The organism is Acidomonas methanolica, from assembly GCF_004346035.1.
GTDB lineage: Bacteria > Pseudomonadota > Alphaproteobacteria > Acetobacterales > Acetobacteraceae > Acidomonas > Acidomonas methanolica.
This window is the reverse complement of sequence record NZ_SLZN01000015.1, coordinates 38,122-56,529: the sequence shown is the minus strand read 5'-3', so window position 1 is coordinate 56,529 and position 18,408 is coordinate 38,122. Positions and strand designations below refer to the sequence as shown.

General features: G+C 65.0%; 16 protein-coding genes and 1 tRNA gene. 13 read left to right on the top strand and 4 right to left on the bottom strand.

Going from position 1 to position 18,408, the window contains the following annotated elements; genetic code table 11:
- Positions 1-102: 102 nt before the first annotated feature.
- From EDC31_RS11425 to EDC31_RS11370, 12 genes are all read left to right on the top strand, one after another.
- A complete protein-coding gene (locus tag EDC31_RS11425; protein WP_042055661.1) occupies positions 103-372 on the top strand; it encodes an accessory factor UbiK family protein in 270 nt (89 codons plus the stop codon).
- 159 nt (positions 373-531) lie between these two features.
- A complete protein-coding gene (locus EDC31_RS11420; protein WP_042055659.1) occupies positions 532-1,038 on the top strand; it encodes a type III secretion system chaperone family protein in 507 nt (168 codons plus the stop codon).
- Between the two features lie 9 nt (positions 1,039-1,047).
- Positions 1,048-1,860 carry a pyrroline-5-carboxylate reductase gene (gene proC, locus EDC31_RS11415; protein ID WP_042055657.1) on the top strand — a complete coding sequence of 271 codons (813 nt, stop codon included), beginning with the start codon at positions 1,048-1,050 and terminating at the stop codon, positions 1,858-1,860.
- 105 nt (positions 1,861-1,965) lie between these two features.
- Positions 1,966-2,535 (top strand): TetR family transcriptional regulator, encoded by a 570-nt coding sequence (locus EDC31_RS11410; protein WP_042055705.1) that lies wholly within the window; start codon positions 1,966-1,968, stop codon positions 2,533-2,535.
- Positions 2,536-2,606: 71 nt separating this feature from the next.
- Positions 2,607-2,681, top strand: a tRNA-Gln gene (locus tag EDC31_RS11405).
- 530 nt (positions 2,682-3,211) lie between these two features.
- A complete protein-coding gene (locus EDC31_RS11400; protein WP_132127058.1) occupies positions 3,212-5,503 on the top strand; it encodes a TonB-dependent receptor in 2,292 nt (763 codons plus the stop codon).
- Between the two features lie 84 nt (positions 5,504-5,587).
- Positions 5,588-6,124 carry a MauE/DoxX family redox-associated membrane protein gene (locus tag EDC31_RS11395; protein WP_158310290.1) on the top strand — a complete coding sequence of 179 codons (537 nt, stop codon included), beginning with the start codon at positions 5,588-5,590 and terminating at the stop codon, positions 6,122-6,124.
- The gene (locus EDC31_RS11390) at positions 6,125-6,673 is read left to right on the top strand and encodes a thioredoxin domain-containing protein (protein WP_042055653.1); all 549 of its coding nucleotides are present in this window, start codon (positions 6,125-6,127) and stop codon (positions 6,671-6,673) included.
- Between the two features lie 61 nt (positions 6,674-6,734).
- Entirely contained in the window at positions 6,735-7,910 is a 1,176-nt protein-coding gene (locus tag EDC31_RS11385; protein WP_042055650.1) for an amine dehydrogenase large subunit, read from the top strand.
- Between the two features lie 11 nt (positions 7,911-7,921).
- Entirely contained in the window at positions 7,922-8,533 is a 612-nt protein-coding gene (locus EDC31_RS11380) for a thioredoxin domain-containing protein (RefSeq protein ID WP_042055698.1), read from the top strand.
- A gap of 31 nt (positions 8,534-8,564) precedes the next feature.
- Positions 8,565-9,098: a methylamine dehydrogenase light chain gene (locus tag EDC31_RS11375; RefSeq protein ID WP_042055648.1), complete on the top strand. Its 534-nt coding sequence runs from the start codon at positions 8,565-8,567 to the stop codon at positions 9,096-9,098.
- Positions 9,098-9,634: a hypothetical protein gene (locus tag EDC31_RS11370; RefSeq protein ID WP_052511552.1), complete on the top strand. Its 537-nt coding sequence runs from the start codon at positions 9,098-9,100 to the stop codon at positions 9,632-9,634. Before EDC31_RS11375 ends, EDC31_RS11370 begins: the two co-directional genes overlap by 1 nt.
- 28 nt (positions 9,635-9,662) lie before the next feature.
- On the opposite strand, the gene EDC31_RS11365 is transcribed toward EDC31_RS11370, so the two are convergent.
- The 4 genes from EDC31_RS11365 to EDC31_RS11350 form a co-directional block, all read right to left on the bottom strand.
- Positions 9,663-11,630, bottom strand: a complete 1,968-nt coding sequence (locus tag EDC31_RS11365) for an alpha/beta hydrolase family protein (RefSeq protein WP_081797383.1) — start codon at positions 11,628-11,630, stop codon at positions 9,663-9,665.
- A 33-nt stretch (positions 11,631-11,663) separates the two neighbouring features.
- Positions 11,664-14,963 carry an efflux RND transporter permease subunit gene (locus EDC31_RS11360; RefSeq protein ID WP_042055646.1) on the bottom strand — a complete coding sequence of 1,100 codons (3,300 nt, stop codon included), beginning with the start codon at positions 14,961-14,963 and terminating at the stop codon, positions 11,664-11,666.
- An 81-nt stretch (positions 14,964-15,044) separates the two neighbouring features.
- Positions 15,045-15,869: an SDR family NAD(P)-dependent oxidoreductase gene (locus EDC31_RS11355; protein ID WP_042055643.1), complete on the bottom strand. Its 825-nt coding sequence runs from the start codon at positions 15,867-15,869 to the stop codon at positions 15,045-15,047.
- An 11-nt stretch (positions 15,870-15,880) separates the two neighbouring features.
- A complete protein-coding gene (locus EDC31_RS11350; protein WP_042055641.1) occupies positions 15,881-17,338 on the bottom strand; it encodes a putative bifunctional diguanylate cyclase/phosphodiesterase in 1,458 nt (485 codons plus the stop codon).
- Between the two features lie 401 nt (positions 17,339-17,739).
- Here EDC31_RS11350 and gmk point away from each other — a divergent pair, with 401 nt between their 5' ends.
- Complete coding sequence (gene gmk, locus EDC31_RS11345; RefSeq protein WP_042055640.1) at positions 17,740-18,408, top strand: guanylate kinase; 669 nt, start codon at positions 17,740-17,742, stop codon at positions 18,406-18,408.

Here is an 18,408-nt window from a genome sequence, read left to right as displayed (position 1 = left end):
CTCCCCTGATACTGGACCCGGGGACAGGATCGCGCCTATGACAACCCGCAGGGACGCGACGCGCGCACTCCGCCCGCGCCGCCACACAGGGAGAACGTCACCATGCCGGACCGGCCCCGTTTCTTTGACGATCTCGCAGGAGTAGCCGGGGGCGCGTTCTCCGCCCTCTCCGGGCTGCGCGAGGAGCTCCACGCCATCGTCCGATCCCGCGTCGATGAAACGCTGGCCGCGCTCGATCTCGTGCGCCGCGAGGAGCTCGACGTGGTCCGCGACGTGGCGGCCCGCGCCCGGCTCGAACTCGACGCCGCCGAAGCCCGCCTCGCCCGGCTGGAGGAGCGCGTGACGGCACTCGAAATCGGCACGCCGGAGTAGGTGGCCCGCCGCTTGGCAATTTCTCCGCGCGATACTTGCGGAGCGGCAATGACTTACCTAACGTGGTGCCGTGCGCTTTGCCGCACGTCGCTACAGACATCAGGCGCGCCGCCCGGCGTCATGATGCCGGGCCTGCGTCCACGGTTCAGGGAGTATGACATGCCCGCCGTTTCCTCCTCATCCCCCTCGATCCAGGAAGCCAATCCGCTTGATCTGATGGAACAGATCGTCAATGGCTATGAATGGGCCTTCGACCGACGCAACGACCACGAAATGGCGGCCGAAGCGCCCGGCAAATGGTGCGATTACGGGCTCTATTTCTCATGGTCGCAGGAAATCGCGGCCATGCAGTTCACCTGCACCTTCGACCTGAAGACCCCGGCCAATCGCAGGCGCTCGCTCTATGAGCTCATCGCCCTCGCCAATGACCGGCTCTGGATCGGCCATTTCAGCCTCGATCTCGATTTCGGCATGCTCGTCTTCCGTCACGCCGTTCTCCTGCGCGGCGGCACGATGCTGGCGGCGGAAAGCATGGAGGACATGATCGACATCGCGCTCACCGAATGCGAGCGCTTCTATCCCGCCTTCCAGTTCACGCTCTGGGGCGGCAAGACGCCCGCCGAGGCGCTGGAGGCCGCCATGCTCGATTGCGCGGGGGAGGCCTAGGCGGACGGCATGAGCGAGACTCTCCTCCCCCAGGTCCTTCTCGTCGGATGCGGGAACATGGGCGGCGCGCTCTGGTCGGGGTGGGAACGGTCGGATATCGCGCCCTCGGTCATTCTGGACCGGCACTGTGCATCGCCCGCGCCGCCTCACCGGGTCGCCCGCACGCCCGAGGAGATTCCGGCCGGGTTCCGCCCGGAATTCGTCGTGCTCGCGGTCAAGCCGGGAGGAGCGGAGCAGGCCGTCGCCGCCGTCGCCCCCTGGCTGGAAGGCGCGACACTCCTCTCCGTCATGGCAGGACGCCGCTGCGGGGGGCTGCGTGCCGCCGCCCGGGCCGCCGGGCACGACGCGCCGGTCATCCGCGCCATGCCCAACATGCCGTCATCCATCGGACGCGGCGTGACCGGCGTCTATGCCGAGCCGGAGATCGGCCTCGTCCGGACCATGCAGGCCGAAGCATTGATGCGCGCGGTCGGCCAGGTCGCCTGGGTGGAGCGGGAAGAGCAACTCGATCTCGTCACCGCTCTCTCGGGTTCCGGCCCGGCCTATGTCTATCTGCTGGCCGAGCTGCTGGAACAGATCGGCGTCACGCACGGCCTGCCGCCCGACACGGCCCGATTGCTCGCGCGCGGCACGGTTGCGGGCGCGGGCGCGGTCCTCGACGCCTCGGCGACCGATGCCGCCACATTGCGCCGGAACGTCACCAGCCCGAACGGCACGACGGCTGCGGCGTTGAACGTCCTGATGCAGCCGGACGCATGGCCGGACAGCCTCGCCCGTGCCATCGCCGCCGCCACCGCGCGCGCCGCGGAACTCGCTCGCTAGATCGGAACCCTCTTTGATCGGAATCCCGGCGTGACCCAACCGTCCTTCGATTTTTCCTCCGAACCGGATCAGGAAGCCTTCGACACGGCCCTCCTCCAGAGTGCGATGACCCTGGCCGCCCGGGACGGATGGAGCCGGCTTTCTCTCGTCGAGGCCGCGCGCGAGGCGGGACTGCCGGTCGACGCAGTGCGTGCGCGTTTTCCCTTCCGTCACAGCGTGTTGTTCCATCTCGGCCGAATCGCCGACGATTCCGCCCTGCGCGACGACGGCATGGGCAGTTCGGTCCGTGAGCGACTTTTCGACATGCTGATGCGTCGCCTCGACGTGTTTCAGCAATATCGCGAGGGCGTGCGCGCCGCGCTGCATGCGCTGCCTTTCGATCTCCCTTTGGCCGCGCTGCTGGCCGGCACGACGATGAACGCCCTGCGCTGGCTGGCCGAGGCCGCGGGGCTCGATCTCGATGGTCCGGCGGGGCTCCTGCGCCTCCACGCGCTGGCCGCCCTCTGGGCCGGCACGCTGCGCGCCTGGGAGAAGGACGAAAGCGACGACCTCGCCGCGACCATGTCCGCGCTGGATCGCGGACTCGACCGCGCCGAGCGGCTGGGGATGCTGAAGCCCTCGCGTGCCGACCATCCCACCGCATCCGCCCCGCTTCCCGATCTTGCGATGAAGTGACGTGACGCGCATGACCGTCACAAGGCCGCTTTACGCACGCGCCGCACATCTCTAAAAGCCATTCCCACAGTTGGGGCGTAGCCAAGCGGCAAGGCAGCGGATTTTGATTCCGCCATGCGGAGGTTCGAATCCTCCCGCCCCAGCCAAGCTGTAGAACTCCCGAAACTCCACCGCCTGAACGAAGGCTCCCGCGCGCGCATTCGTAGCGCCGCGGGCGAACTGCGCCTCGCGGCAGCATCATGCCGGCGTGAACATCGGGAACGGCATCCCCCCTCCGGCGGCATCCCTGAAATCGCATTCCAGACCGTCAGACTTTCCCCGGAACCGCGCGCCATATTATTTCTATTGCGTTATAATATTCATGATGTATCATTCTGATTGCGAATCGTTTCTGACCTTGGCCAGGGAGCGTTTTTGATTGAAACCAGTCATTTCATCCTCCCGCTCCGCAACGGCCGCCGGGCATCGCAGAAATGCCCTGTTGCTCTCCTTCGTCGTGGGGCCGGCCATCATTATGGCCTCCCCGTCCGACGCCCAAACGCACAGAAGGCCCCATAATAGCGGGACGGCGAAAGGCCACGCCAGGACAGCGCCGGCCGCCACGGCGAACCCGACGGCGCAGGCCCGAAATCACCCTCCCGCGCGGAAAAAGAGCGTCGCCGGCGGCTCGGAATCCATGGATGTGATCGCGACGCGGCGGACGGTGTCACAGAACAGTGAAACGACCATCGGCATCAGGGAACTCGCCCAGCAGGTTTCCGGCCAGAACGTGCTGAAGGCGGTCGGCCAGCTTCCGGGCGTCAGCTACAGTTCCACCGACCCGCTGGGCGTGGATACCTGGGGAGCGAGCGTCTACATGCGCGGCTTCTTCATGGACCAGCTTGCCATGTCGATCGACGGCGTTCCCCTGAACGACCAGACCTATAACAACCCCAATGGTCTGAACATCAACAACGCCTGGATGTCCGAAGACATCACACGCGTCAGCGTTTCACAGGGCGGCGGCGCGCTCGACCAGGCGTCGAACACCAATCTCGGCGGTTCGATGCAGTTCTTCACCTCCGACCCCAGGAAGAAAGCGGGCGCCACCGTTTCACAGGGATTCGGCAGCTATGCGATGAAACGCACCTATGTCCGGCTTGACAGCGGGGAACTCAACAGCACCGGCACGCGCTTCTATGTCGCCTATGGACGTTCCTACGAAAAGAAATTCGATTCCTCCACGCCGGGCTTCATGCAGTCCGTCAACGCCAAGCTCGTCCAGCCCATCCGCGAGCAGAGCAGGATGACGGCGTTCTTTTCATGGAACGATGCGGCGGTGTACGGTTACTCGGACAGGACGCTCGGCCAATACAAGCTCAACGGCTGGCGCACGGAATGGCTGGCGCCGAACTATCCGCTCGCCTTCCAATATGCGGAGGGGAATTATCCCGCCAACTGGAGCAATCTGCAAAGCGGGAGCTATACGCAGATCTATGACGGCGGCCAGAACACGACCGACGATCTCGGCGGCCTCAATTTCGACATCACACTGACCGACCGCCTGAAATGGCAGACCATTCTCTATGCTCACCGCGATATTTCCTTCGGCACCTACAACGCGCCGGGAATTTGCTCGCCCGGCACCAGCGCCGCCGGAACCTGTCCGGCCGACGGTTCCGGAAACTATAATTACGTCTCGGGCCAGGTGCCGCTGTCGGAAGAAGTCTGGCCGAGTCATGAGATGCGGGAGGGTTTCACCACCTCCCTCGATTACAAGATGCATCGCCATGATATTTCGGCGGGAATATGGTACCAACACAATGTCTACAGCCTGAGCAATGTGTATTACAACGAGCCACAACTCGGACAGGGAGAGCCCGTCCCGACCGTCGGCCCGTACGATATCTACGGGAAAGCATTCGCCACCGCCTGGGCCTACGCCTATCACACCAACAGCTTCCAGTTCCATCTTCAGGACCGCTGGCGCATTCTGGACACACTGACCGCAACCTACGGCTTCAAGTCGATATTGCAGCAAACGTCCGGCGGCAACACGTATTACAATACCAATTCAGATTATTCGGCACAGACGAATCAGGGGCCTTATGGCTCGATCACAGTCGGCGAAGGGTTCCTCCCCGCCGTCAATCTCGACTGGCACTTCCTGCCGCACCATGAACTTTATTTCGACTTCGCGGAGAACTATCGCCCCTTCATCGGCGGCGCGCACGGAAGCGCCTCCCCCTGGGGCGTCCAGAACCAGCAACTCTTCGACGCCTTCAAGAAGAACACGGTTCCGGAGCGGACATTCGCCTATGTGCTGGGCTACCGCTATGCGTCTCACTTCCTGACGGCTGGTATCGACGGCTATCACGTCGACGATCACAACCGCCTGCTTTCACTGTCCTCGGGCTCCATCGGCAGCGGCGCGAGCGGCGCCACGACTCTCAACACCCATCGGGCGACGATGTGGGGCATGGACGCGGTTGCGACGATCGTGCCGATCCGCGGCCTCTCCTTCACGAATTCCGTCAGCTACAATCATTTTGTCTATGATTCGAACGCGCAACTCTGCTGGGGCGACACGGTCGATCCCGACGGCAACCCGATCGCCGCGGGATGCGGCAGCCTCAGGGGCAAGAAGCTGACGGGCTATCCGTCGGTGATGTACAAGATGAACCTGACCTATTCGTGGCGCCACGCCTCGACCTGGCTGGACGTGAATTATTACGCCAAACGCCCGTTCACCCAGATGAACGACCTCTACGTACCGTCCTACTGGCTGGCCAATCTGGGCGCCAGCTACATCTTCGGCGATGTCGGGCCCCTGAAGGGCGTCAAGGCGACGTTCATGGTCTATAACCTCTTCAACGCGAAATATATTGCGATGATGGGCGAAAACGGCTTCGCTGCGATCGGCGATTACCAATCCACGGAACGCGGCTCCCCGCGTGAATATTTCGGCACGATCAAGGCATCCTATTGATGCGCGACAACCCACGAGGCATGATGGCCATACTTCACGACTGTGGAATGTTTCGAATGAACGATGAACAGGGAGAGCGTCCAGGTGCTTGATACCGGCGTTACCTCATTCCACGCCGTGGCGGAAGGCGTGCTCGGCGCGTTGCTGCTGACCAGCGGTCTCGGCAAGGCATTCAGCCAGCGGGATCTTCTCGGCACCATCGCGGCCTATCGGATTCTGCCGCGCAACGCGCCCTATCCCGTCTTCGCGGCGGCGGCGTGGCTTCTGACGGCCGGCGAGATCCTGCTCGGGCTAGGCCTGCTGTCCGGCTGCTTTGGCGCAGGCTGGGGCGGCTGCGCGCTGTTCACGCTGTTCACCCTCGCCATCGTGACGAACCTCCTGCGCGGACGGCGCCACATCAAATGCGGCTGTGGCCTGAACGGCAGCGAGGAGCGCCTGTCCTGGACCGTCGCGGGGCGCGCCGCCCTGCTCGCCGTGGTCGCAGGCCTTCTCGATCTGACGGCCTGGCACCACCCCGATCACGCCGCCTTCGTGCCTCGCATGGCCGGCGCGGCGCTCTGGCTGATCGTTCTGGCCGCCTTGCGGCTGCGGGCGCATCGTTTCGTTGAGGAAATGACCTGAATGTTTCTTGCGCTTCTGATTTCGCAATGCGTGCTGGTGGTGATCCTGCTGGGATTCGGCGTCGTGCTGCTGGCGCTCGCGCGCCAGGTCGGCGTGCTGCACGAACGCCTCATGCCGCTCGACACGAGCGACAAGGAGCCGGCGGTGAAGCCCGGCCATGCCTTGCCGCGCATGACGCTGCAAGGCATCGGCGGCCCGCCCGTGCGGATCGGCGAGCCGCTTGCCCCCGGACGCCGGCAGTTGCTGCTGTTCGTCGCCCCGGATTGCCCGATCTGCAAGCGGGTTCTGCCCTCGGCGCTGGATCTCGGCGAATCGGGCGCGGCGGAGCTGGTCGTGGTGGGGGACGGCCCGGCGCCCGAACTCGCGGAATTCGCCAAGACCCAGATTCGCGGCCGCGCGCCGCTCACAGCCGCGGCGGAGCTGGGGCTCGTGTTGCAGATCGATCGCCTTCCCTATGCCGCCGTCATCGACGATCGCGGCACGCTGGCGGCGCGCGGCCTCGTGAATAACGGCGCGCATCTCGAAGCCCTGCTTCGGGATGCCGCATGACTATCGTAACGGCCCGCGCATGGCGGGGTCAGGTTTGAGGAAACAGGAAAGGGCCATCTCGATGCATCGTCAGTACCGGAAGAATTTCGTCGTGCCGCTCCTCACCGCGGTCCTGCCCTGTCTGGCCGGACTTGCGACACCGGCCCGCGCGGCGGACACGCTCGAACCGGAGCAGGAATATACCGAGAAACTGCCTCCCACCATGGGCGAACACTGGGCGCTCGTCACCACGAACGGCTCCTTCACCCTTTATGACGGCGACAAGGCGAAGATTCTCGGCACATTGCCGGGCGACTTCGAGGCCAACCTCGCCATCGCGCCGGATCGCAAGACCTATTACGTCACGACCACCATGTGGACACGCGGCGATCATGGCGATCGCGAGGATTTCCTCCAGGCCTATGACGCCTCCACCCTGGCTCTCACCAAGGAAATCTCGATCCCGGCCCGGGCGCTGTCGGTGTTCAAGAATCAGGATCTCGGCCTGAGCAATGACGGGCATTGGGCCTATATCTTCGACATGACGCCCACGACGCGCGTCACGGTTGTCGATCTGCACGCCGGGAAGGTCGCCACGAATGTCGATATTCCGGGCTGTGCGCTGGAGTTCGAATGGGCGAAGGGCGGCTTCTCCTCGCTGTGCGGCGATGGCGGCCTCGCCAATGTGTCGTTCAACGGCGGCACGCCGAAGGTCACGCACACGCCGCGCTTCTTCGACGCCGACGAAGCGCCGGTCTTCGAGCAGAGCCCGGTCGATCCCGTCAGCGGCACCGCCTATTTCATCACCTATGACGGCAAGGTCTTCGAAACGAAGCTCGGTCCGGACGCGAAGCCGGAGTCTCCCTGGGATCTCGACGAGGCGGCCGGAATGAAAGCCGCTGGCCGGGGCGTGCAGGAGCTGGGCTGGCGGCCGGGCGGATCGGAACCGTTCGCCGTCCATGCGGGGACGCACAAACTCTACGTCCTGATGCATGTCGGTCATTACTGGACGCACAAAGATCCCGGACAGGAGATCTGGGTCTTCGACACCCAGACGCACAAGCGCGTCGCGCGACTTCCCCTCCCCATGCCCGTCGCGGCGATTTCCGTCACCCAGGACGCCTCGCCGCTGATCTACGCGGTCAGCCATGTGAAACACGCGCCCGGCAAGCTGCTGATCCTCGACGCCGGGAGCGGCAAGGTGAAGCACGAGGTCGACGCTTCAGCCCTGCCCATGACGGTCGTCGCCGGGATGTGATGATGGCCGCGATGATAGCTCCCCCGCCCTCCTCTCTTCTTGCCGGTGAAATCGCCCTCTATGCCGCGACGGCGGCGCTGGGAGGGGTGATGCTGATGCTGCGCCGGAGGTTGCGCGCTTTCGGCCGGCGGGTGATTCCGGCGGGCGCGCTGACCACCTCCGGCGGACCGCCCCGGGGAGCCGTGCTCGGCACGCTGACGGCGAACGCGCTCGACGGACAGGCGCGCTCGCTCGCCTCCTGGCCCATGCCGTTGCTTCTGCTCTTCGTATCGGACAGCTGCCCGATCAGCCGCAAGCTGATTCCGATCGCGCGCACTCTCGCGCGCGCCGAGAAGCTGACGCTGGTGCTCGCGGGCGAGGAGGACGCCGGACGGCAGGAACGTTTCGCCGCGCGCATCGGCCAGCCGAAGGACGCCTTCCTCAATGACGGCGAGCTGGGCCGAATCCTCGGCGTGGACAAGCTGCCCTACGCCTTCCTGCTTGACGGGAAAGACGGGACGCTGGTCGCGCGCGGGCTCGTCAACAGTCGCGAACATCTCGAAAGCCTCGTGATCTCCGGAGAACTCAAGGTCGCGTCGCTGCAATCCTATCTGTCGGAGCCGCCGACCCGCTCCGCCGCCTGATCCGCCCTTCTTGAGAAAGGTACCCTGCAAGATGAAATCTCCTTCCCCTTTCGATTTGTTCAGCGAAAGCGTCACACGTGGCCTGGCCCGGTTCTCTTCCCGCCGGAGCGTGCTCGGCGCGGTGGGGGCCACGGCGGTCGCGCAGAGTGTCCCGGCGCTCCCGGTCGCCCGCGCGGCGGAGAAACCCCTGACGGAATTCGAACTCAAGTCCCAGACGAAGGACCCGACGCGCTGCGATTACTGGCGCCATTGCGCCATTGACGGCGTGATCTGCGGCTGTTGCGGCGGCGGCATTCATTCCTGCCCGCCCGGTTCGCAACCTTCGCCCGTTTCATGGATCGGCACCTGTCGCAATCCGGATGACGGCAAGTCCTATGTCATCGCCTATCGCGACTGCTGCGGCCGGACGACCTGCTCGGCTCCGGACGAGTGCGAATGCAACACGGCGGATCGGGCGTTGCCGATCTATCGCCCGCAGAACAGCAATGACATCATCTGGTGCTTCGGCACGGCGTCCCAGCGTTATCATTGTTCGACGGCCGCGCTGATCGGCTCGGCGGATTGATGCGGAATCGCACGCGCCTCCACGCCCTGCTCGGCGTCGTCGCGGTCGCAGGCGTCCTCGTGACGCCGACACCGGACGTTCGCGCGGCCATTCCGCCCGGAGAGGCGACGCATTGGGCCTCCGCACGCACCGGCTATCTTCTCGGGTGCGGCGGCTGCCATGGCGAGCACGGCCATAGCAGCCCCGCCATCGTGCCAGACCTGACCGGGCAGATCGGCTACTTCCTCTGCACGCCGGAAGGACGGGCCTATCTCGTGCGCCTGCCCAACGTGGCCTTCGCGCATCTGCCGTCCGACCAGCTCGCGGCGCTCGTCAATTACATGGTGTTCAATCTCGGCGGAAGCAGCGCGCCGAAGGATGCGCGGCCCTATGACGCAGCCGAGGTGGATCGCCTGCGGCGCGAGCCCTTCCGCATGACGGATTTCATCGCCTACCGCCAGAAAGTCGTCGCCGGCGTGGTGCGTGCCTGCCCCCAGGCGGCGCATTTCTCATCCTTCGCGCCCGACGATCCTTACGTCATGACGCTGAAACATTAAACGGCGCCAGCACATGAAGCCCGCGCGATCATGGCGACAAATACTGGTTGAACCACGCCACCGACCGCGCCGCCGCGTCTTCCGCATGCTGGGGATTGCGAATCCCATGCCCCTCGCCCGGATAGATCACCAGTCGGGTCGGGACGCCCAACGTACGAAGCGCATGGTAGAATTCGAGGCTCTGCGCAGGCGGACACTCCTCGTCATTCGCGCCGACATAGATGAAGGTCGGCGTACGCACATGCTTGATGAAGACGATGGGCGAGGATTTCGCATACGCCGCCGGATCGTCATAGACCGTCGCGCCGAAGAAGGGCGGCATCCAGCCGTCGATCCCGTTCTGCCCATAATAGGACTGCCAGTTCGCTATTCCGCCTCCGGCGACGGCGGCCTTGAAGCGGTCGGTCTGGGTGACGGCCCACATCGTCATGAACCCGCCATAGGAATATCCGGTCACGCCGAGGCGTGAGTCATCGACGGGCGCGATCTTCTCCACCGCGTCCACGCCGCGCAGGATGTCACGCAGGTCGCCATGGCCGAAATCCCGGCGATTGGCGTGGGTGAACGCCTCGCCCTGCCCGTAGCTGCCGCGCGGATTGGGCAGGAAAAGATCATACCCCGCATCGAGCACAGATTTGTTGAATGACCGCGCCCTGAGATAGCGCGGGGTCACGGCGCTGGACGGGCCGCCGTGAATATCGACGATCATCGGCACCTTGCCGTTCCGCTCCACACCCGGCTTGCGCGTGACGGGCGACAGCAGCCAGCCCTGCACGTCAAATCCGTCACTGCGCCAGGCGACACTCCGCGCGACGGCGTTGGCGGGCATCGCGTCATTGTCATGCGTGAGCACCGTCCAGGCGCCCGGCGCGCCGACGACGAGGGCGGGCGCCCGGGTGAAGCTCTGCCGCACCGCGGCCATCCGCGCGCCGGCGCAGGAGAAATTGGGCTCGCCCCCGCCCGTGGACAGAAGATCGTCCTCCGCGTCCAGCAGCTTCGGCGCACCCCGGCCCACCGTCCAGAACGCCGTCCGCGCACCCGCGATCCCCGCGCCTACCAGATCGGACCCGCACCAGGACAACCCCGTCACCGTCGCGGGCAGGCCACGCGTGAGATCGCGCGGCGTCGCGCCGGGCGCCTCAAGGTCGAGGCTGAAGACGTCGCCGCCGAAGAAGCCGAAATCGCTCATCAACCCGCCGATAAAGGCGACCGACCGCCCGTCCGGCGCAACGCGCGGCTCCCCGAGCTGCTTGTCCAACGGCGGCGCGTAAAGCTCGGTCGCCGCGCCGTTCGCGAAACCGTAAAGCCGCGCCCGCCACCAATTCTCGTCGCCGTTGCCATGCGCCGCGGTACCGACGAAACGCGGCACAACGCCGCCCGGCCGCCAGTCATATTCGTAAACGTAAAGATCCGCGGGCGACTGCCAGTCCAGCCGCCCGTTCCGCACGAGCGCGATGCGCTGCTCATCCACCTGCGCGTCGATTTCCCCCGTCTGCGGCGCGCCCGCTTCCAGCGCGCCGGGATCGCGCCTGGCCCCGGCGATGGCCAGCACCGCGAGCGTTCCGTCCGGACCGAACCGGAGATCCTGCACCGCTCCGTCGAAGCTCAGAAGCGTCGTGAGCGCCCCGCCGAACGCGTCGACCTGCATGATCCGCCGCAGACTGTCCCCATGCTTGCGCAACACGAAAGCCACATGCGTCCCGTCCCGGCTCCAGGCGGGCGACGTCGCGTCGCACTCAGGGCAATCCGGTGTCGCGACCGTCACCGCCCTTCCGCCCGACACCGCCCTCAGCACCAGATGCCTGATCACGCGACGCCCAGGAACGGCGCTTTCATTCCCCTCCAGCGCGGCCAGCACATGCCCGTCCGGCGACAGGCTGACCGCGGAAAAATCGCGCAGGAGCGGCGCATCGGCCCGCGCGGTCAAGGGAAAAAGCAGCAGGGGGGAAAGCAGCAGAGCGGGGAGGAGAGACAGGTGCGGGGACAGGCGAATCATGAATCCTCGGATGCGCTTCACTGGGCGATGACATCAATGGGCGATGACTGGCGGCATCGGGCGCGGCCCGCGCGTCTCGGGTACGAAACGCCGCCAGAGACGCAGCCCGAACCGCCCCACCGCGTCCATGTAGAGATAGATCACCGGCGTTGTATAGAGGGTCAGCAACTGACTGACCGCCATGCCGCCGATAATGGCGATTCCGAGCGGACGCCGCAGCTCCGACCCGTATCCATGACTCACCACCAGCGGAATCGCGCCGAAGGCGGCCGCCAGCGTCGTCATGAGGATCGGGCGGAAGCGCGTCAGGCTGGCGAGATGAATGGCGTCCCTGGGGGCAAGACCAAGATCCTTCTCGGCATGAAGCGCGAAGTCGATCACCAGAATGGCATTCTTCTTCACCATGCCAGTCAGCAGGATCATGGCGATCATGGCGATCATGCTGAACTGCTCGCCACAGACCCAGAGGGCGAGAATTCCTCCTATGCCGGCGGAAGGCAATGTGGAGAGAATCGTGACGGGATGGATCAGGCTCTCATAGAGAATGCCCAGCACGATATACATCGTCGCGATGGCCGCCACGAAAGCCAGCAACTCGTTGATCAGGAGGTCCTTCGTGTCTCCTGCCAGACCGGAGAGCCTGCCGGTCACGCCCAGCGGCGCTCCGGTGCGCGCCAGTGTCGCATTGATGAATTTCGCCGCGTCGTCATAGGTCTTGCCCGGCGCGACATCGAAACTGATCGCCGCCGAGATATAGCCGTCGCGATGATCGATCTCCGTCGGCGTGGGCCGCATCTCCAGAGTCGACACGTTGAGCAGCGGCACCATGGTCTCCACGCTCGACGCGACCGCCGCGCCGTTCGACCCGTTGCCGGTGATCTGATTGGCGATCGCATTCCGCAGAGACGCGGCACTCAACGCCGCAATGCCGGTCAGGCTGGCGGAATTCTTCGTCACGACACGGATCTGGTTGGACCGCGCGGCGCCCGACGGCGTGCCGGCCGCCGTGGAAATCCACAGACTCCGCAACGACTCCGGCGACTGGCGATAGGGCGGCGCGACCACCATCACCACGGGATGGGTGGAGATCTCGGTGTGGATTCGCGAGACGATGGTCTGGCCATAAGCGTCATACAAGGCGTTGGCGACAAGCTGGGGCGTGACGAGATAGCGCGCGGCCAGATCGCGGTCGAAGCGCACGTGAACCGCAGCCCCATGCCCCTCGAAATTCGTCGTCACGTCGGTGATGACCGACCTGTCCTTGCGGAGCGCCGTCACGAGCCTCGGGATATACGCATAAAGCTCCTGCTCGTCCTGACCGTGCAGGACATAGCGATACGTGCCGGTCCGACGCTGTCCGCCACCGCCATTCGGATCGCCGGCCGAGAAAAGCGAGAACCTGACCCCGGGAAGATCCGCCACCATTTTCTTGATGCGCTCGGCGACGACCTTGTCCGGCGGGCGCAGCCATTTGTCACGCAGGACAGCGAAAACCTCCGCGTCCGAATCGGAATTGTTCCAGCTCTCGATCCCGACGATATCCGGATCGCTCATCATCGCCGCGTCCACCTGCCGCAAGCGTGTGGAGATCACCTTGAAGGAGGACACCTCATCGACGCCGAGCGACCCCAGCAGCAGGGAGATGTCCTCCGCCGGCACACCCGCCTTGGGCATGAGCACGATAGCCGTCACCAGCACGACGAGACTCAGCGGCAGGGTCAATGCGATGAGCACATGGTTCCGCAATCCCCAGCTCAGCGTGCGATCGTAGACGCGGTGCACCCGCGCCAGCGCCCCGTCGATCACATGGGCGACCGCAGCGGAAACGCGACCGCGTTTTTCATGCCCGTCATCGATCTCCAGCCAGTTGGCGCACATCATCGGCGTGAGCGTGAGCGACAGGAAAAGAGAGATGGCGATTGTCCCCACAATCGTCATGGAAAATTCGAAGAAGATCGCCCCGACCTCCCCCGGCAGAAACATGAGCGGCATCAGAACGGCGGCGAGGGAGGCGGTGATGGACAGGATGGTGAAGCCGATTTCGCCAGAACCCTTCAGCGCGGCCTCCCGCCGACTCATGCCCTGTTCCATATGGCGGGCGATGTTCTCCACCACGACGATAGCGTCATCCACCACGAACCCGACCGCGATCGTCAGCGCCATCAGCGAGAGAATATCGAGCGAGAAGCCGCACATTTTCATCAGGGCGATCGCGCCGACGAGGGCGATCGGCACGGTGACGGCCGGGATGACGGTGGAGCGCGCACGGCGCAGGAAAGCGAAGATGACGCCGATCACCAGAATGATCGAGATCAGGAGCGTCACCTGCGTATCGGCCAGGGACGCGCGGATGGAGTTGGACAGGTCCATCATGACATGCAGTTCCACGCCGGGCGGCAAGGCGGCGCGCAGGAAGTCCATATGCTTCCTCAACCCGTCCACGATGGCGACCGTATTCGCCTTGGGCTGGGCATGAACCAGCAGCGTGATCGCCCGATGCGTGTTGTAATACCCCCCCGCGTAAGGGTTCTGGACACCGTCATACACCGTCGCGACATCCGCCAGCCGCACCGGCGCATTCTGCCGATACCCGATGATCAGATCGCGATACTGCTCGGCCCTGTCCGCCTGGTCGTTCACCGCGAGCGTCAGGCGCTGACCGCCCGCGTCGATGAACCCCTTGGGCGTATTGGCATTGGCGGAGGCCAGCGCCTGACGCACATCCTCGAAGCCGATGCCCCATTTGAACAGCGCATGGGGATTGATCTCAACCCGGACCGCCGGGTGGGAGGCGCCGAACACCTCGACCTGCCCGACGCCGGAAACCTCCGAGAGCAGCGGCTTCACCCGCGTTTCCGCAATGTCGAACACCTTGGCGATCGGCAGGACCCTGGACGTCAGGGAGACGATATAGACGGGACTGGCCGTGGGATCTTCCTTGAACGCCTCGGGATCGGACTGCAACATGCCGTTCGGCAGGTCGGTCCGGGCCGCGCGCAGGGCCGCCTGCACGTCGCGGAGCGCGCCGTCGATGTTGCGGGAAGCGACGAAATCGATCCGGATAAATCCTTCGCCGCTGTCGCTCTCCGATTCCATCAGCTTGACGCCGGCGATGCTCGTCAGATGGCGTTCGAGCACGGAGACGATGTTCGTGGCCATCTGCTGCGGCGTGGCGCCCGGTTCCCTGACGCTGACGCTGATGGTGGAGGCGCCGACATTCGGCATGTCCGCCACCGGCATATGTGGATAACAGACCGCGCCTGCTGCCAGGAGCGACAGGGCCAGCAGCGTAGTCATGACGGGACGCAGGATGAAGAAGCGACACAGGTTCATGCCGCCACCATAGCGTATTCGGCGGCGTAACTTGTCATGACGATAGCGACATGTTTTGTCAGAATTTCCGATTGACGATGATCATGATCTCTCGTCCAGCGGCGTGAACGCGCCGGGGCGGCCGGTCGGCTGGCGCGTGTAATAGAGTTCCGCGAGCCGAATCGGCAGCATGTCCATGAAGCGCGAGCCCAGCACCAGCCAGAGAGGAAACACCACCCGCCGCTTTCGTCTCTCCACGCCTCTCAGGATGGAGCGCACGGCCGCCTCCGTGCTGACGAGGCCGGGCATGGGGAAACGATGGCCCGCCACCATCGGGGTATCGACGAATCCGCAGCAGACACTGGTGAGGTGAATGCCCGCCCGTCGGGAATACGCGCCGCTGGCGACCATGAAACGATCCACCGCCGCCTTGGCCGCGCAATAGGAGGGCGTGCCGGGATAGCTCACCACCCCGGCCACCGACGCGATGACGCAGATGCGTCCCCGATCGCCCCGGCCATCACGCGGTTGCCGGCGCATGATGTCGAGAGCGGGCAGAATCGTGTTGAGCGCGCCGTCCAGATCGACGGCGAACATCCGGCGGACCTGCGCGGCGCTTTCGAATGCGGCGCCGTCGGTGTCCGGCGCATCCACGCCTCCCGTAACGCCCGCGCAGGCAAAGACCCGATCAAGCCGGGGATGCGCGGCCTCGCCGATCCACGCCGCCATTGCCTCGGCGCATGTCACGTCCAGCGCGCGGATTTCCGTCGCCGCCCCTTTCGCGCGACAGGCTGAGGCCACCGCCTCCAGCCGCGGAAGATCCCGGCCGCCCAGATGCAGGACGACGCCCGGCGCCGCCAGGCTCAAGGCCAGGCCACGCCCGATTCCGGAGGATGCGCCCGTGATGAGAACGGTGCGGGACGACATGTTTCCTCCCGTCACGGGGAAGCGGCCGGACAGCCCGGCTGCGCCTGGTCGTCGTATTCCAGCGCCGCCACCAGCTCTTCCGCGCGGCGCACGGCGTCGGGCAGAGAATCCGCATCCACCGGGCGCGCCAGGAGAAAACCCTGGACCACATCGCACCCCACGCGCCGCAGGAGGCGCGCCTGTTCCATCGTTTCGACACCTTCGGCGATCGTCGTGAGGCCGAGACGGTGAGCAAGATCTATCATGCCCGAGACGAGGGCGGCGTCACGCGTATTGTCCTCGATTCCCGCGATGAAGCTGCGGTCGATCTTGATGATGTCCAGCGGCAGTTCCCGCAGATGCGTCAGGGAGGCATGCCCGGTACCGAAATCGTCGAATCCTATGGAGAAGCCGCGCCGCGCGAATTCATGCAGGCGGTGCAACATCATCCCGCCCTCCGCGCCCCGGAGCAGAAGCGTTTCGCTCACCTCGACGATCATGTCGCGCGGGCTCGCGCCTATTGCTTCCAGCGACCGGGCCAGATCGACCGCGAGATTGCCCAGCGCCAGATCGGCGGGGCCCAGATTGATCGCGACCTTTCCCATGTAACTCCCCTCCCGCCGCCAGCGCGCCAGATCGGCCAGCACGATGCCGCGAATCCGGTGCCCGAGTTCGAGCATCAGGGAAAAATCCTGGAAAATATCGAGAAAGGCCGCAGGCGTGAGGAGGCCGCGAATCGGATGGTTCCAGCGCACCAGCGCCTCGCACCCCGTCTCCCGGTCCGCCGTCAGAGGAATGAGCGGCTGATAGTGAACGGTGAATTCATTGGTCGCCATCGCCCGGCGAACGGAAGCGAGCAGCGTCTGGCGGATCCGGATCGTCTCCTCGAATACGGCGGAAAATCCAACAACACGGCGGCCGCCGGCCGTTTTCGCGGCATGGGCCGCGAGTTCCGCCCGGCGCAGAAGACGCTCGGCGTATTCTCCCTCCTTCTCGGCCACGACATATCCGATGCTCACCGACACATCGACGCCCACATCCACCACCACCACAAGACGGCTCAGCGAATTCCTCAGACGCTCCATCTCGGCCCGCAAGGGCATTTCGGCGATCGGGGAAGCATAGAACAGGGCAAAAGCATCGTTTCCGCAGCGCCCCGTGACCGCATCGGCCCCTCCGGCCACGAGAACCCGCAGGGCCATGGCTTTCAGCAATTCTTCCGCGAGATCCGGCCCGTAATATTTCGTCGTGTCACGAAACCTGTCGAGGTCGGCCAGAACGAGGATGAACCGCGTGCGGTCCCCTCGCGCCGCCTCGAGAAGCTGATCGACGCGTTGCAGGAAACCTTCCCGGTCGAGAAGGCCTATAATCGGCTCAGGTTGCATCTGCCGCTCCATCGCCTGTCCCGCGACCCGGCTCGTCGTGACGTCGACGCCTCGAACCAGAGACTCGGCGCGGTCCTCTTGTCCGTCACGTCGCGGGACGATCATATGTGACCCTGCGGCCTTCGACCAGAACAGGTTCGCAGCCGCTCGACCTGCCATGCCCGCGGCCCCGGGGAGGAGGAAAGCGCACCCTCTCGCGCCTCTGCGCCGCAGATCATGCTACGGCGACTGTCATAAGCGGAATATTTATTCTGCATTGCGTATCTTCGACCCCCATCTCCATGAGATGCCTGTGTCTATATATGAAGAAAGTTACCATACGGTAAACGCCCGACCCTGATTTTTACGCCGCCTCCCGATCCGCACTTTCGCGGAACGGCGTGACGGATGGCGGATTATTGGCTATGCCTGCTCCCCGGCGTCCGCCAGCCGGTGACGGTCAGATCAGGCTTCGACGCCGGAGACGAGCGAGAGGACAAGACGTTGCCGCAGGACAGATCCGCCCCATGACGGTTTCTTCCATCAAGATCGCGCGACGCGGCGTATGCCTCGTCATTTCGGCCCCCTCGGGCGCCGGGAAATCGACAATCGCGAACGCCCTGCGCGCCGCCGATCCTCTGCTCACCCATTCCGTCTCCGTCACCACCCGCGCCCCCCGCCCGGGCGAGCGCGATGGCGTTCATTATCATTTCCGCGATCTGGACAGTTTCCGCGCCATGGCGGCGGCGGGCGAACTGATCGAATGGGCCGAAGTGTTCGGTCGCGGCTACGGCACCCCCCGCGCGCCCGTCGAGACCGCCCTCGCAGACGGGATGGATATGGTCTTCGACATCGACTGGCAGGGCCATCGGCAACTTCGCGACGCCCTGCCCGGCGATGTGGTCAGCCTCTTCGTCCTCCCGCCCTCCGTCGCCGAACTCGAACGCCGCCTGCGCGGCCGCGCCTCGGACGACCCGGCGGAAATCGAGCGCCGTATGGCCGCCGCACTCAGCGAAATCTCGCATTGGGCGGAGTTCGACCACGTCATCGTCAATGCCGAGCTCGACCGCGCCATCGGCGAGGCACGCGCCATTCTCGTCGCCAGCCGCCTCAAAACGACACGCCAGACCGGTCTCGCGGAGATGGTGGCCGGCTTCGCGCCCGCGACATCCCCGACGCCGTCGGGCATGAAATAA

Coding starts and splice junctions, on each gene's coding strand:
- EDC31_RS11370 (WP_052511552.1), top strand. CDS start 9,098: ATGCGGAATCGCACGCGCCTCCACGCCCTGCTCGGCGTCGTCGCGGTC.
- EDC31_RS11355 (WP_042055643.1), bottom strand. CDS start 15,869: ATGTCGTCCCGCACCGTTCTCATCACGGGCGCATCCTCCGGAATCGGG.
- EDC31_RS11420 (WP_042055659.1), top strand. CDS start 532: ATGCCCGCCGTTTCCTCCTCATCCCCCTCGATCCAGGAAGCCAATCCG.
- EDC31_RS11360 (WP_042055646.1), bottom strand. CDS start 14,963: ATGAACCTGTGTCGCTTCTTCATCCTGCGTCCCGTCATGACTACGCTG.
- EDC31_RS11375 (WP_042055648.1), top strand. CDS start 8,565: ATGAAATCTCCTTCCCCTTTCGATTTGTTCAGCGAAAGCGTCACACGT.
- proC (WP_042055657.1), top strand. CDS start 1,048: ATGAGCGAGACTCTCCTCCCCCAGGTCCTTCTCGTCGGATGCGGGAAC.
- gmk (WP_042055640.1), top strand. CDS start 17,740: ATGACGGTTTCTTCCATCAAGATCGCGCGACGCGGCGTATGCCTCGTC.
- EDC31_RS11365 (WP_081797383.1), bottom strand. CDS start 11,630: ATGATTCGCCTGTCCCCGCACCTGTCTCTCCTCCCCGCTCTGCTGCTT.
- EDC31_RS11380 (WP_042055698.1), top strand. CDS start 7,922: ATGATAGCTCCCCCGCCCTCCTCTCTTCTTGCCGGTGAAATCGCCCTC.
- EDC31_RS11400 (WP_132127058.1), top strand. CDS start 3,212: ATGGATGTGATCGCGACGCGGCGGACGGTGTCACAGAACAGTGAAACG.
- EDC31_RS11410 (WP_042055705.1), top strand. CDS start 1,966: ATGACCCTGGCCGCCCGGGACGGATGGAGCCGGCTTTCTCTCGTCGAG.
- EDC31_RS11390 (WP_042055653.1), top strand. CDS start 6,125: ATGTTTCTTGCGCTTCTGATTTCGCAATGCGTGCTGGTGGTGATCCTG.
- EDC31_RS11350 (WP_042055641.1), bottom strand. CDS start 17,338: ATGATCGTCCCGCGACGTGACGGACAAGAGGACCGCGCCGAGTCTCTG.
- EDC31_RS11425 (WP_042055661.1), top strand. CDS start 103: ATGCCGGACCGGCCCCGTTTCTTTGACGATCTCGCAGGAGTAGCCGGG.
- EDC31_RS11385 (WP_042055650.1), top strand. CDS start 6,735: ATGCATCGTCAGTACCGGAAGAATTTCGTCGTGCCGCTCCTCACCGCG.